This window comes from Aeromonas sp. sif0611 (assembly GCF_019218845.1).
In the GTDB taxonomy this organism is placed as follows: domain Bacteria; phylum Pseudomonadota; class Gammaproteobacteria; order Enterobacterales; family Aeromonadaceae; genus Aeromonas; species Aeromonas media.
This window is the reverse complement of the sequence record NZ_JAHUWU010000004.1, coordinates 289,656-302,653: the sequence shown is the minus strand read 5'-3', so window position 1 is coordinate 302,653 and position 12,998 is coordinate 289,656. Positions and strand designations below refer to the sequence as shown.

13 protein-coding genes are annotated in these 12,998 nt (G+C 59.0%); 6 read left to right on the top strand and 7 right to left on the bottom strand.

Annotated features, from left to right (window positions below; translation table 11 throughout):
• Window positions 1-258: 258 nt before the first annotated feature.
• Window positions 259-1,638 (bottom strand): heavy metal sensor histidine kinase, encoded by a 1,380-nt coding sequence (locus KW824_RS12525; protein WP_218409946.1) that lies wholly within the window; start codon window positions 1,636-1,638, stop codon window positions 259-261.
• Window positions 1,635-2,306 carry a heavy metal response regulator transcription factor gene (locus KW824_RS12520; RefSeq protein ID WP_218409945.1) on the bottom strand — a complete coding sequence of 224 codons (672 nt, stop codon included), beginning with the start codon at window positions 2,304-2,306 and terminating at the stop codon, window positions 1,635-1,637. The genes KW824_RS12525 and KW824_RS12520 overlap by 4 nt, the downstream gene beginning before the upstream one ends.
• 135 nt (window positions 2,307-2,441) lie before the next feature.
• On the opposite strand from KW824_RS12520, the gene KW824_RS12515 reads away from it, so the two are divergent.
• Both KW824_RS12515 and uraH read left to right on the top strand, forming a co-directional pair.
• Window positions 2,442-2,957, top strand: a complete 516-nt coding sequence (locus KW824_RS12515; protein ID WP_226172526.1) for a heme-binding protein — start codon at window positions 2,442-2,444, stop codon at window positions 2,955-2,957.
• A gap of 13 nt (window positions 2,958-2,970) precedes the next feature.
• On the top strand, window positions 2,971-3,381 hold the full coding sequence (uraH, locus tag KW824_RS12510) for a hydroxyisourate hydrolase (RefSeq protein WP_218409944.1): 411 nt from the start codon (window positions 2,971-2,973) through the stop codon (window positions 3,379-3,381).
• 267 nt (window positions 3,382-3,648) lie between these two features.
• Here uraH and KW824_RS12505 read toward each other — a convergent pair whose 3' ends face one another.
• Window positions 3,649-4,134 (bottom strand): VOC family protein, encoded by a 486-nt coding sequence (locus KW824_RS12505; RefSeq protein WP_218409943.1) that lies wholly within the window; start codon window positions 4,132-4,134, stop codon window positions 3,649-3,651.
• Window positions 4,135-4,353: 219 nt separating this feature from the next.
• Between KW824_RS12505 and KW824_RS12500 the strand changes: the two genes are divergently transcribed.
• Window positions 4,354-5,109, top strand: a complete 756-nt coding sequence (locus tag KW824_RS12500) for a class I SAM-dependent methyltransferase (protein WP_218409942.1) — start codon at window positions 4,354-4,356, stop codon at window positions 5,107-5,109.
• 121 nt (window positions 5,110-5,230) lie between these two features.
• Here the strand turns inward: KW824_RS12500 and KW824_RS12495 are convergent, their stop codons facing one another.
• Entirely contained in the window at window positions 5,231-5,476 is a 246-nt protein-coding gene (locus tag KW824_RS12495; RefSeq protein WP_005324333.1) for a hypothetical protein, read from the bottom strand.
• Window positions 5,477-5,592: 116 nt separating this feature from the next.
• On the opposite strand from KW824_RS12495, the gene KW824_RS12490 reads away from it, so the two are divergent.
• A complete protein-coding gene (locus KW824_RS12490) occupies window positions 5,593-6,894 on the top strand; it encodes an MFS transporter (RefSeq protein ID WP_218409941.1) in 1,302 nt (433 codons plus the stop codon).
• 74 nt (window positions 6,895-6,968) lie between these two features.
• On the opposite strand, the gene ahpF is transcribed toward KW824_RS12490, so the two are convergent.
• From ahpF to KW824_RS12475, 3 genes are all read right to left on the bottom strand, one after another.
• Complete coding sequence (gene ahpF / locus KW824_RS12485; protein WP_218409940.1) at window positions 6,969-8,555, bottom strand: alkyl hydroperoxide reductase subunit F; 1,587 nt, start codon at window positions 8,553-8,555, stop codon at window positions 6,969-6,971.
• 141 nt (window positions 8,556-8,696) lie between these two features.
• Window positions 8,697-9,263, bottom strand: a complete 567-nt coding sequence (gene ahpC / locus KW824_RS12480; RefSeq protein ID WP_218409939.1) for an alkyl hydroperoxide reductase subunit C — start codon at window positions 9,261-9,263, stop codon at window positions 8,697-8,699.
• A gap of 642 nt (window positions 9,264-9,905) precedes the next feature.
• A complete protein-coding gene (locus KW824_RS12475; protein ID WP_005324325.1) occupies window positions 9,906-10,352 on the bottom strand; it encodes a CBS domain-containing protein in 447 nt (148 codons plus the stop codon).
• 274 nt (window positions 10,353-10,626) lie between these two features.
• Between KW824_RS12475 and queA the strand changes: the two genes are divergently transcribed.
• Window positions 10,627-11,694 carry a tRNA preQ1(34) S-adenosylmethionine ribosyltransferase-isomerase QueA gene (gene queA / locus KW824_RS12470; RefSeq protein WP_218409938.1) on the top strand — a complete coding sequence of 356 codons (1,068 nt, stop codon included), beginning with the start codon at window positions 10,627-10,629 and terminating at the stop codon, window positions 11,692-11,694.
• Window positions 11,695-11,812: 118 nt separating this feature from the next.
• The gene (gene tgt, locus KW824_RS12465; protein WP_005324320.1) at window positions 11,813-12,949 is read left to right on the top strand and encodes a tRNA guanosine(34) transglycosylase Tgt; all 1,137 of its coding nucleotides are present in this window, start codon (window positions 11,813-11,815) and stop codon (window positions 12,947-12,949) included.
• Window positions 12,950-12,998 lie beyond the last annotated feature (49 nt).

Here is a 12,998-nt window from a genome sequence, read left to right as displayed (position 1 = left end):
GGGGCTGATCACGGCCATTTAAGTTGGAAACAAAAAAGCCCTGCAATAGCAGGGCTTTTTTTGCTTACATGTTCATGAGGGTGATTTTTCTAATCAGTCGAGGTAGTGCTTTTAGATATAGGCACTGGTGGCTTTTTCGTTGAGTTCAACAAAGTGAGAGACGCCGATGGTTTTATGATCAAATCCGTTGTTGCGCGCTATGTGTCCGTGTGGACACGGACACATTGATCATCTCATCAGGTCAATCCTCATATCAGGCTACGGCACCGTATGACCGGATAATGGAAAGAAGAGCTCAAATAGGGTGCCCCCTTCATTGCTGCTGACCTCAACATGACCCCTATGAGACAGCATAATGGATTTCACGATTGCCAAGCCAAGCCCCCCTGAATCATCTGGTTGGTTACGTGATGGGTCGCAACGGTAGAAGCGTTCAAAGAGATACGGTAGATGCGCTGCAGCTATTGGCTCTCCCAAGTTATGTACTCGGAGCGTCATACAGGTTGCAGTGTGCGCGCAACTGATAGTGATCTGTGTGTCTGGTGCCGCGTAACGCAGGGCATTGGCAATCAGATTGGCCAGTGCCCGCCGTGCTAAATCGGGGTTGGCCACTAATTGGCCATGGGTTAGGTTGGCTAGCGTAATCCCTCGCTCTTGTCCCATTCCCTCGAAATATTCACACAGTTGCTCCACCAGGCTGTGGAATGCCATCGTCTCATGTCGCAGCGTTTTGTTGGGCTGCTCGGTACGAGCCAAGAACAACATGCTGTCGACCATCCGGGCCAAGCGTTCGTACTCTTCTTGGTTCGATACCAGCAGATTCTGATACTCCTCTATTGAGCGGTCACGGCTCAGTGCTTGCTGGGTTTGCCCTGTCAAATTACTGAGCGGGGTGCGCATCTCGTGGGCCAGATCTTCGGAAAAACGTGATAGCTGAGTGAAGCCCTGTTCCAAGCGTGTAAGCATTTGATTCAGCGCACGACTGAGTGCACTCAGTTCGTTCAACTCTTCAAACTCAGACAAGCGCAGATGCAGGTGCTGTACATCAATGGCGGCAGCATGCATCGCCAGTTGACGAACTGGTTTCAAGCCGCGCAGGCTGACCAACCAGCCGAGTAAAAAGGCTAGCAAGGCGCCGATGGCCAACGCTGCTAGCACGTTTAGCCGATAGGCGTTGAGCATCTGTTCGCGTTCACCGAGGTATTTTCCCGTGATCAAGGTCAGGCGGTGTTGCGCCGTGACCACATCCAACCAGGCCAGACGCAATAATGGGGTCTGCGAACTATCTGACAGCCTCGGTTCTGGTGCTGCAGGCAAGGTGGGACGTGGCAGGGCAAGCGGATTAATATCGATCTGTAATTGGTCATGGTCATCGACAATCCAGAGCAGGCTGTCCCGATTGCCCAACATGCTGTCGTAAAGCTGGGGGCGAGTGCGTAGGGTATCGATACTGGCACTGTCATGGATCAGTGCCTGCATCCGCTCCAGGCGGCCTAGCAATGCTTGATCATCGCGCCAGACAAGCTCACGTTGCAGTGATTGATATAAATAAAATCCCACCGCCCCGAGCAGCAACACGCTAACCAAGGCGAACATCATCGCCAGGCGAAGGCTCAATGTGCGTGGCCACCAGCTCATGGTTGAACATCCAGCTTGTAGCCAATGCCACGGATGGTGTGAATCAACTTGCTTGAGTAAGGATCATCGACCTTGGCCCGCAAGCGACGAATTGCCACATCAACCACATTGGTGTCGCTATCAAAATTCATCTGCCAGACATGTGAGGCGATCAAGGTTCGTGACAACACTTCACCTTCACGACTGAGCAAGAGATGCAGTAACGCAAACTCCTTGTTGGTCAGGGTTAAGCGTTCGCCATTACGAGTGACCTTGCGTGTGAGCAGGTCCAGATGCAAATCGGCGATCTGATAACGTTCGGCTTCACGCGGTGGGCCGCGCCGTAGAAGTGTCCGTACTCGGGCAAGCAACTCGGCGTAAGAGAAGGGTTTTACCAGATAATCATCGGCCCCGAGCTCTAACCCCTTGACCCGATCTTCGATAGCATCACGAGCGGTTAAAAACAGTACCGGCGTTTGCCATTTGCGCCGAATGATCTGTAATAGCTGCCAACCGTCCAGCTTGGGCAGCATGACGTCAAGGATGATCAGGTCAAATTCACTTTCCTGTACCAGATGTTGGCCATCGAGGCCATTCAATGCGACCTCAACCAAGAAGCCTGATTCGCTCAGCCCTTTGCACAGGTAATCTGCTGTTTTCACCTCATCTTCCACAATCAATATCCGCATCATCCCCTCCCATCACAGCCCTCTACTTTAGAGCTATATCGTCGAACGTCCCATTACAAATTTGTCATCTCAAGGCAATCAGTCTGAGCGCCACGTTTATGCACTATGGCGAAGAACCGCTCAAGGGAGCGTCCAATGGGAGGATTGATGCTTATCCGAAAAAATTACGCCTTATCAGCCATGGTGTTGGCACTGAGCTCCAGCGTGGTGTGGGCGGAAACCCCGCTAGTTGCCCAACGCTCAGATGTGACCTTGTCGATGGCCAATCAGTTGGTGCAAGCGACGTTGGCTGCCTGCCACGCAGAGGGGCGCACCGGCGTTGCAGCAGTGGTCGATCGTGGCGGTCATCTGGTGGCACTGCAGCGGGATGACAACGTCGGACCGCACAATACGTTGGCAGCCCAGCGTAAAGCGTTCACTGCGTTATCAACGAAAACGGCCACCGGCCTGTTAGCTGAACGGTCACGCAGTAATCCTGACGCGGCAAACCTCAACACAGTTGCAGAGTTATTGCTGCTAGGCGGTGGTGTTCCGCTAAAAGTGGGCGATCAGGTCATTGGCGCTATCGGTGTTGCTGGCGCTGGTGGCGCTCAGTTCGATGAAGGTTGTGCGCAGCAAGCAATCTCACACGTGTTACCTACCCTCAAATAACTTGGAGAATATGATGAACATTCTGAAAACACTGATCGCCGGCGCTGCTTTGTGCAGCATATCGACAGTTGCTCAGGCTGCAGCCAATCCGCTGAGTGTCCACGTGCTTAACCTGCAAGATGGCTTGCCGTCACCAGGGGTTAGCGTCACCTTGGAAAAGAAGAACGGTGAGACTTGGAACACGCTAAACAGCGGATCTACCAATGAGCAGGGGCGTATTACTGAACTGTATCCAGCAGGTAAAGAGCTGGAGAAAGGCACTTATCGCGTGACTTTTAAGACCGGTGACTGGTTTAAGCAGCACACAACGGCCACCTTCTTTCCAGAGGTGCCGGTGATTTTCGAAGCCGATGGTAGCGTGCCACATTACCATATTCCGTTGCTGCTCAGCCCTTACGGCTTCTCAACCTATCGCGGTAACTGAGTGCTGAGAGCCAAGTTGACCTGACAGACGGCTAGTGGAACCGTGGCTACAGCCGCGCCGAAGTCGTCTTCCCGTCCGACGCCGTGCCGCCGCCAAGCTGTGGCCGTCGGTCAACCGCATCGACGACGTTTACGGCGGTGTTCTGCTCCTGCATCCCGACCGCGGATTACGCCAAGTAATCGTGGCGCCCGAAATGGCTGACAGCCCATAAGTACAAGGCCACCCCTGCGGGTGGCCTTGTCGTTTCTGGCGCCCTCGATCTCGTGATCAGCCGCGGCGTGCCGCCTCGATGGCGGCGATATCAATCTTGCCCATCTGCATCATGGCCTCGAAGGCACGTTTGGCAGCCTCGGGGTCGGGATCGCTGATCGCCTCGGTGAGGGCGAGGGGGGTGATCTGCCAGGAGATGCCCCACCTGTCCTGGCACCAGCCGCACTCGCTCGCCCGGCCGCCGTTCTCGATGATGGCGTGCCAGTAGCGATCCGTCTCGGCCTGGGTTGTCGTTGCGACTTGAAACGAGAAGGCCCAGTTGTGGCTGACCCCGGGCCCGCCGTTGAGGCCGAGGCAGGGGATCCCCATCACGCTGAACTCGACAGTCAGTACGCCCCCCCGCTTGCCGGCGGGGTAGTCGGCCGGGGCGCGGTGCACGGCGTCGACGGCAGAGTCGGGGAAGAGGCTTGCGTAAAACCGTGCCGCCTCCTCGGCATCCCCGTCATACCAGAGGCAGATCCTGTTCTTTGCGGTTGTCATCATCTCGTGGCTCCTGCCGGTTGCTGTCATCCTGTGCCCCTCCCTTTCTCTTGCCCCATTGGTTGCTACCTGGCGCCCTCTGTTGCCAGCCGGGGAGTTGCATGATGTCGTCAAGTGTAGTGGCATAGGGATCCGGCCCGCCCGCCCTGGCGTGCAAAGCGGCATGAAGGGAAACGGGACGCGGGCAGATGGTGCCCGTCACTGACAAGAGAGGTGTGCGCGATGGACAGTACCCAGCGATTCTCGACCCGGGTCGAGGCTTATGTGAAGTACCGCCCCGGTTATCCGGCGGCCATGCTGGACTTTCTGGCTGACGAGCTTGCCATGGGGCACGAGGCTCAGGTGGCCGACATAGGGGCGGGCACCGGCATTCTGACTACCCTGCTCGCCCCCCGGGTGGCGCGGGTCTGGGCGGTAGAGCCCAACGATGAGATGCGTGGCGCCGCCAGACGGCTGCTGGCGGATATGGGCAACATAGGTTGGTCCCACGGCAGTGCGGAGGCCACCGGCCTACCGACGGGCTCGGTGGATCTGATCACGGTTGCCCAGGCGTTTCACTGGTTCGATCGCGCGGCCTTTCGGCAGGAGTGCCAGCGCCTGCTCAGACCCGGTGGCCGGGTCGCCCTGATCTGGAACGATCGGCTGACGAACACCGATTTTCTCAAGGCTTACGAGGAGGGGCTGCACGCCTATTCGGGGGATTACGAGGAGGTCAATCATCGCAACCTAAGCGAGCACGACTTTAGTGCCTTCTTCGAGGGGGAATACCGGCTCGATCGCTTTGAAAACCGCCAGCTGTTCGATCTGGACGGCGTGCTGGGGCGGCTCAACTCCTCCTCCTATGCGCCCGCCGTCGGCACCCCGGCCCATGAGCAGATGACGGCGCTGATCCGCCGTGAATTTGGCCGTCATGCGGTCAACGGCTGTGTCTCCTTCAACTATTGCACCCTGGTTTACAGTGGTCGGGTGTCGGCCTGACCGAGGCCGGCTTCCCGACATGACAAGGCCCTCGTCGTTCTCGACGAGGGCCTTGGTGATGACCCTGGGACCTCGCATGGGTGGGCTGTGAAGCAGACCGTCGCGAGGGGGTACCATGACCTTACTCCATGTCGATGCCCAGGATGGCCATGGCTTTGGCCAGGGTATCGACGGATTCCTGATGTTTGCCTGCCTTGTGCAGGGTCTCTCCTTCTGCTCTCAACTGTTTTACCTCGGCCAGTTGCTCGGCGCTGAGGGCGGGGTTCGTGGCCAGTGCATCATCAATCTTCTTCATGTCCATGGGGCAGTGGAAGGCGATGGCGCTCCCGGCGAAGAGCAGGGTTGCCAACAACAGCATGAGTCTCATCTCTATGACCTCCTTGATGGGATCCCGTTAAGAATAGCCCGGGAGGGCCTGGGCCATTGGGTTGAACCGGGCAAGAAACAAAGGCTACCATGACCCTTTCATCACGAGGAGGCGCCATGACACTCACGAGATTGCTGTCACCCCTGACCAGCCTGGTGATCTTCATTCTGGGCCACGGCATGTTCAACACCCTGCTGACGGTGCGCCTCTTTGCCGAGCAGGTGTCGGTGCAGGCCATCGGCCTGGTGTCGGCCGCCTATTTTGGCGGCCTGGTGCTGGGGGCCTTCGTCAATGCTCGCCTCATCATCCGGGTGGGCCATATCCGGGCCTATGCGGCCTATGCCTCCCTGCTCTGCTTCCTGTTCCTGCTGCACGGCATGGTGGTGGACCCTATCGCTTGGGCGGCGCTGCGGCTGCTGGGAGGCTTTGCCACCGGCGGCCTGTTCGTGGTGCTGGAGTCCTGGATGCTGGTCTCAAGCACCCCGGCGAACCGGGGGCGGCTGATGTCCCTCTACATGATCCTGCTCTATGGATCCCTGGCCATGGGCCAGTTGTTGCTCAAGTGGGTGGATCCCATGGTGTTGACCCCCTTTGCCCTGTGCGCCATGGCCGCCACCCTGTCGGTGGTGCCGCTCGCCCTCTCCCGGGTGCCCACTCCGGCCATGGTGGCACCCCAGCCGGTCGGGGTGCTGGAGCTTGTCCGGCTCACCCCGGCGGGCATGGGCAGCAGCTTCACCTCGGGCCTCATCCTCGGGGCCATCTACGGCCTGCTGCCGCTCTACTTTACCGACAGCGGCGCCTCGCTCTCGCGGGTGGCGGACATGATGGCGCTGGTGATCCTGGGGGGCATGTGCCTGCAATACCCCATAGGCCGGATGTCAGATCGTTATGACAGGCGGCTGGTGATCCTGCTGCTGTGCGGGGCGCTGACTCTGCTCGCCCTGCTGATGGTGCTGCTGCCCGAGGCGTGGCGCGAGCCGATCGTGGGTGCCCTGGTGTTCCTGCTGGGGGGCATGGCGTTCTCCATCTACCCCCTGAGTCTCAGCCACGCCTGCGACGAGTTGCGCCCGGATCAGGTGCTGGGGGCCAATCAGGGGCTGCTGCTCGCTTACAGTCTGGGGGCCATGACGGGGCCGCTGCTGGCGCCCTTCGTCATGGTGCAGTTCGGGCCAGAGGGGCTGTTTATCTACTTCGCCCTGTGCGGTGCCCTGCTGGCGGGCTATCTGGGCTGGCGCAGGCGGCAGCGGGCGCCCATTCCCCTGGCCGAGCACCAGGTGTTCATGCCGGTGCCGCCCAATACCCCCATGACGGCCGAGTTGGAGCCGAGAACGGATCTGGAAGGGGAGGCGGTGCCCGCGAGTTATGCCGCGCCCGAGGTTGAGGATGTGAAGGGGATGGAGGAGTCGCAGGTTCGCTGAGGGCAGGTCTGCCCGAAGACGCGCATAAAAAAGCCGACTCCAGGGAGTCGGCTTTTTGTCGGGCGTGGGGCCCGTCAGGCGGTCACGGCATCGGCCTTGGCGGCAGCGGCTTCCGGCGCCGCATTGCGGATGAGGTAATCGAAGGCCCCCAGGGCGGCGGTGGCGCCAGCGCCCATGGAGATGATGATCTGCTTGAAGGGCACAGTGGTGGCATCCCCTGCGGCGTAAACGCCGGGCAGGGAAGTTGCCCCCTTGGTGTCGATCTCGATCTCGCCGAAGCGGGTCAGGGCAACTTCGCTCCCCTTGAGGAACTCGGTGTTCGGTACCAGACCTATCTGCACGAAGATGCCGGCCACCGCCAGGTGCTTGATCTCGCCCGTGGTGCGATCCTCGTAGTCCATGCCCACCACCTTGCTGCCGTCACCGATCACTTCGGTGGTGCGGGCGCTCATGATGATGTCGATGTTGCCCATGGAGCGGGCCTTCTTCTGCAACACCTCGTCGGCGCGCAGGGTATCGGCAAACTCCACCACGGTGACGTGCTCGACGATGCCGGCGAGATCGATGGCTGCCTCGATGCCGGAGTTACCGCCACCTATCACCGCCACCCGCTTGCCCTTGAAGAAGGGGCCGTCACAGTGCGGGCAGTAGGCCACGCCCTTGGTGCGGTACTCGAGCTCGCCCGGCACGTTCAGGTCGCGCCAGCGGGCACCGGTCGCCAGGATCACGGCGCGGCTCTTCAAGGTGGCGCCAGAGGCGAGATCCACGTTCACATAACCATCCTTGCTGATGGCGGCGGCACGCTGCTCGGTGATCACTTCCACGCCGTACTGCTTGACGTGCTGCTCCAGGCTGGCGGCCAGCTTGGGGCCTTCGGTGTAGGGCACGGAGATGAAGTTCTCGATGCCGACGGTATCCATCACCTGACCACCGAAGCGCTCGGCGACGATGGCGGTGCGAATGCCTTTACGAGCTGCATAGATGGCCGCTGCTGCGCCAGCCGGGCCACCGCCCACTACCAGCACGTCGTAGGGGGCCTTTTCGCTCAGCTCTTGCGCCTTGCGCTCTGCCGTGCCGGTGTCGAGCTTGGCGACGATCTCTTCCAGGGAGGTGCGACCCTGGCTGAACGGCTGGCCGTTCAGGTAGACGTTCGGGACCGCCATGATCTGGCGCTCGTTCACCTCGTCCTGGAACAGGGCACCGTCGATCATGGTGTGGGTGATGCCGGGGTTCAGGGTGGCCATCAGGTTCAGGGCCTGTACCACGTCCGGGCAGTTGTGGCAGGAGAGGGAGATATAGGTCTCGAAGTGGAACTCGCCCTTGAGGTTCCTGACCTGCTCCAGAACGGCCGGATCGGCCTTGGAGGGGTGGCCGCCGCTTTGCAGCAGGGCGAGCACCAGGGAGGTAAATTCATGACCCATGGGGATGCCGGCAAAATGCACGCGCGGTGCCTGGCCTTGTGGCGCCACGCTCATGGAAGGCTTGCGGGCGGCAGTGCCATCGGTCATGGAAATCTTGGGGGACATCTCGGCTATCTCGTTGGCCAATGCTAGGAGCTCTGCGGATTTGTCGCTGTCATTGCCGGACACGCTGATCTCGATGGGATTGACGATGTACTGCAAGTAACCGTTGAGTTGTTGTTTGAGGTTGGTATCTAACATGGTCGAATTCCTTCTTGTTATGGCGGTCGGCACTATTAATGAATACAGAAAGCACTGGATGCAAAAAACAGTGAATGCAGGAAGCACTGGGCCAGAAAGCAGACCGGCCCTTGAGTGGGCCGGTCTTGGAGAGCAGGAGGCTTAGATTTTGCCTACCAGATCCAGGGACGGGGCCAGGGTGGCATCGCCTTCTTGCCATTTGGCCGGGCACACTTCACCCGGGTGAGCGGCAACGTACTGGGCAGCCTTGACCTTGCGCAGCAGCTCCAGAGCGTCACGGCCGATGCCACCAGCGTTGATTTCAACGATCTGGATGACACCTTGCGGGTCGATGACGAAGGTACCGCGGTCAGCCAGGCCAGCTTCTTCGATCATCACGCCGAAGTTGCGGGTGATGGTGCCGGTCGGGTCGCCGATCATCGGGTACTGGATCTTCTTGATGGTGTCAGAAGTGTCGTGCCAGGCCTTGTGAGTGAAGTGGGTGTCGGTAGAAACGGCGTAGATCTCGACGCCCAGCTTCTTGAAGGAAGCGTAGTTGTCAGCCAGGTCGCCCAGCTCGGTCGGGCAAACGAAGGTGAAGTCAGCCGGGTAGAAGAACACCACGGACCACTTGCCTTTCAGGTCAGCGTCAGACACCTGAACGAATTTGCCATTGTGGTAGGCGGTAGCGTTGAACGGCTTGATTTCAGTGTTGATATAGGTAGACATGTATTTGCTCCTTGGTGATGTACATATGCCCGTCTGGTCGTGAAGTGCTTGGCCAGGCGAGGCGCTTAACTTTCGATGGAGGCATCATAGGGCTTTTCGCTAATCGGTCAAAGCCACAATTTTGAATCACTTAAATCTATTTATTAGATAGCCCATCGCAACTGTACCTAACATGAATATCTCAGGCCTTCAGAGATAACTCATTGTCGAAGTTCAATTTCTGTCCGCCATGTCACATTTTCAAGTCCCGGATGGGAACTTGTTTTATGCCGGAGGTGATGAGAGGAGTGTTGAAGGTGCGTCGGGCAGAGGGGGAGGGCGTGAGAGACGGGCAAAAAAATCCCGGCGCCGTCGCACAGACAGGGCCGGGTCATCAAACAAGGAATGGCGATATAAAAATGCTTTACAGCAAAGACTAACTACGGGGTGTGCAAACTTGCAGACATATGAAGAGAAGACATCGGGTGCACAATCCTCATCTCCTCTTCGGCAACCATTGCATGGACGGCATCATAGTGTGATTAAGATCACAAAGCAAGTTTGTGGTGTAATTTTTCAATCAAACTGAAAGTGTTTCAGCTATTTAGGCGATTAACTAGGCTGAAAACGCTTTTATTGTAATTTTATTACAGCTTTTTGTGATCAGAAATCGGAGGGCGGCTCCTGCTCCTCCATCAGTTCCAGCAGATTGATGGCGACAGTGATGAAATCCGACTCCGTGACTATGCCCACCAGCTTGCGTCCCCGCACCACCGGCAGGCAGCCATATTTGTGGCGCTGCAGGTAGAGGGCCGCCTCCTTGATGCCGGCATGGGGATCCACGCTCGCCACCTGGCGGGTCATGATCTCGTCGAGCTGGACGCTGTCTGTGAACTCCGCCTCCCGCTCCGGGTTGATGAGCAGCAGCTTGGACTCGCGGGTGGCCAGGATGTCGGAGAGGGTCACCAGCCCCAGCAGATGCAGGTGCTCGTCGACGATGGGGATGTGGCGGATCTGCTCCTGCTGCATCAGCTCCATCGCCTGCTTGACGCTGTTCTGTGGCCCCAGGGTGAAGGGGTGTTCGGTCATGATTTCAGTCAGGGTCATCATGGTGGGCCTCCTCGTGTCTCTGTTCTCACCCTAGCTCAGCTCCTGGCGGTGGAACCTGATCAGGGTCAATACAGATCATTAAAGAATCATTAACCCAGGGTTGTTGGCACTGCGGGGCACAAATTGGCGCCCAAGTGCCCGTGTCGGTGCGCCAAGGGGCCCCCAGGCTCGCAAAAAGAGCGCTATCCCTTGCCGGCCTTGGGTTTTTGGTCTTTTGGGTTGCCTTGGAAGAGGGGGATAACTAGACTAGCCGCCGATTCCCCCGAGGTGAAAGATGCAAGTATCCGATTTTCATTTTGATCTGCCAGACGAGCTGATTGCCCGCTATCCGATGGCAGAGCGCACCGCCAGCCGCCTGTTGCAGCTCGATGGTCAAAGCGGCGCCCTGCGCCACGGTCAATTTGTGGATGTGCTGGACCAGCTCAACCCGGGCGACCTGCTGGTGTTCAACAACACCCGGGTCATTCCGGCGCGCATGTTTGGCCAGAAGGCCAGCGGCGGCAAGCTGGAGGTGCTGGTGGAGCGCATCCTGGACGAGCACAGCGTGCTGGCCCATGTCCGCTCTTCCAAGTCTCCCAAGCCCGGCACCCGCCTCATCCTCGATGGCGGCCCCGATGGGGAGACGGTGGAGGCAGAGATGCGCGCCCGCCACGATGCCCTGTTCGAGATCCACTTCCTGGACCCCCGCCCTGTGCTGGAGATCTTGGAAGCCATAGGCCACATGCCGCTGCCCCCCTATATCGACCGTCCCGACGAGGACGCCGACAAGGAGCGCTACCAGACCGTCTACAACCAGAAGCCGGGCGCCGTGGCTGCGCCGACCGCTGGTCTGCACTTCGACGAGCCGCTGCTCGAGAAAATTCGTGCCAAAGGGGTTGAAACGGCCTTCGTCACCCTGCACGTGGGGGCGGGCACCTTCCAGCCGGTACGGGTGGAGAAGATTGAAGATCACCACATGCATTCGGAATATGCCGAAGTGCCGCAGGAGGTGGTGGACGCCATCGCCGCGACCCGTGCCCGCGGCGGTCGGGTGGTTGCGGTGGGCACCACCTCGGTGCGCTCCCTGGAGAGCGCGGCCAAGGTGACCCTGGCCCAGGGCAAGCCGCTGGCACCCTTCTTCAGCGACACCGACATCTTCATCTTCCCGGGTTACCAGTTCCAGGTGGTCGATGCCATGGTCACCAACTTCCACCTGCCTGAATCCACCCTGATCATGCTGGTCAGTGCCTTCGCGGGTTACGACAACGTGATGGCGGCTTACCAGGCGGCCGTGGCCGAGCAGTACCGTTTCTTCAGTTACGGGGACGCCATGTTCGTCACCCGTCGCCAGGTCGAGGCATAAGCCTCCGCCTTCAGAAGCCGTTCAGGGAGGCCTTGTCAGGATCCTGGCCGGTTTCTTGTATCGGGCCCCATGGGGCCCTCCGTTGTCAGACTGTTTCTCTGACTGAATCGAGGTAGCAATGAAATTTGAACTGAAAACCACAGATGGTCGCGCCCGTCGCGGTCAGCTGGTATTCGAGCGCGGTGTGGTCCAGACCCCGGCCTTCATGCCGGTCGGTACCTACGGCACCGTCAAGGGGATGACCCCGGAAGAGGTGCGCGAGACCGGCGCCCAGATCCTGCTTGGCAACACCTTCCACCTCTGGCTGCGGCCGGGTCAGGCGGTGATGCGCGCCCACGGGGATCTGCATGATTTCATGAACTGGCAGGGCCCCATCCTGACTGACTCCGGTGGTTTCCAGGTGTTCAGCCTGGGTCACATTCGCAAGATCACCGAGGCCGGTGTGCACTTCCGTCATCCCATCAACGGCGAGAAGATCTTCCTCGACCCCGAGAAATCCATGGAGATCCAGTACGATCTGGGCTCCGACATCGTGATGATCTTCGACGAGTGCACGCCCTATCCGGCGACCTACGAAGAGGCGCGCAAGTCCATGGAGATGTCCCTGCGCTGGGCCAAGCGCTCCCGCGAGAAGTTTGATGCACTGGGTAACAAGAACGCCCTGTTCGGCATCATTCAGGGCTCCGTCTACGAGCCGTTGCGGGATGTCTCCCTCGACGGTTTGCTGGAAATAGGCTTCGACGGCTATGCGGTCGGCGGTCTGGCGGTGGGCGAGCCCAAGGAAGACATGCACCGCATCCTTGATCACGTCTGCCCGAAGATCCCGGCCGACAAGCCGCGCTACCTGATGGGGGTGGGCAAGCCGGAGGATCTGGTGGAAGGGGTGCGCCGCGGCATCGACATGTTCGATTGCGTGATGCCGACTCGCAACGCCCGCAACGGCCATCTGTTCACCACCGACGGGGTGGTCAAGATCCGCAACGCCAAGTATCGCGAAGACACCAGCACCCTGGATGCCGACTGCGATTGCTACACCTGCAAGAACTACACCCGCAGCTATTTGTACCATCTGGACAAGTGCAACGAGATCCTAGGTGCCCGTCTGAATACCATTCATAACCTGCGTTATTACCAGCGTGTGATGCAGGGTTTGCGGGACGCGATCGAGCAGGGTAAATTAGACGACTTTGTAACTGAGTTTTACCGTCGGCAAGGGAAGCCCGTGCCTCCGTTAACTGAAAATGACGTGAAATAACAACGACATATAAGTTAGTTTTCAAATCTACATCAATAAGAGGTTGTTA

What these genes read in the sequence shown, in the direction of transcription:
- KW824_RS12525 (WP_218409946.1), bottom strand. Translation starts at nt 1,638, where the DNA reads ATGAGCTGGTGGCCACGCACATTGAGCCTTCGCCTGGCGATGATGTTC.
- KW824_RS12520 (WP_218409945.1), bottom strand. Translation starts at nt 2,306, where the DNA reads ATGCGGATATTGATTGTGGAAGATGAGGTGAAAACAGCAGATTACCTG.
- KW824_RS12515 (WP_226172526.1), top strand. Translation starts at nt 2,442, where the DNA reads ATGGGAGGATTGATGCTTATCCGAAAAAATTACGCCTTATCAGCCATG.
- uraH (WP_218409944.1), top strand. Translation starts at nt 2,971, where the DNA reads ATGAACATTCTGAAAACACTGATCGCCGGCGCTGCTTTGTGCAGCATA.
- KW824_RS12505 (WP_218409943.1), bottom strand. Translation starts at nt 4,134, where the DNA reads ATGATGACAACCGCAAAGAACAGGATCTGCCTCTGGTATGACGGGGAT.
- KW824_RS12500 (WP_218409942.1), top strand. Translation starts at nt 4,354, where the DNA reads ATGGACAGTACCCAGCGATTCTCGACCCGGGTCGAGGCTTATGTGAAG.
- KW824_RS12495 (WP_005324333.1), bottom strand. Translation starts at nt 5,476, where the DNA reads ATGAGACTCATGCTGTTGTTGGCAACCCTGCTCTTCGCCGGGAGCGCC.
- KW824_RS12490 (WP_218409941.1), top strand. Translation starts at nt 5,593, where the DNA reads ATGACACTCACGAGATTGCTGTCACCCCTGACCAGCCTGGTGATCTTC.
- ahpF (WP_218409940.1), bottom strand. Translation starts at nt 8,555, where the DNA reads ATGTTAGATACCAACCTCAAACAACAACTCAACGGTTACTTGCAGTAC.
- ahpC (WP_218409939.1), bottom strand. Translation starts at nt 9,263, where the DNA reads ATGTCTACCTATATCAACACTGAAATCAAGCCGTTCAACGCTACCGCC.
- KW824_RS12475 (WP_005324325.1), bottom strand. Translation starts at nt 10,352, where the DNA reads ATGATGACCCTGACTGAAATCATGACCGAACACCCCTTCACCCTGGGG.
- queA (WP_218409938.1), top strand. Translation starts at nt 10,627, where the DNA reads ATGCAAGTATCCGATTTTCATTTTGATCTGCCAGACGAGCTGATTGCC.
- tgt (WP_005324320.1), top strand. Translation starts at nt 11,813, where the DNA reads ATGAAATTTGAACTGAAAACCACAGATGGTCGCGCCCGTCGCGGTCAG.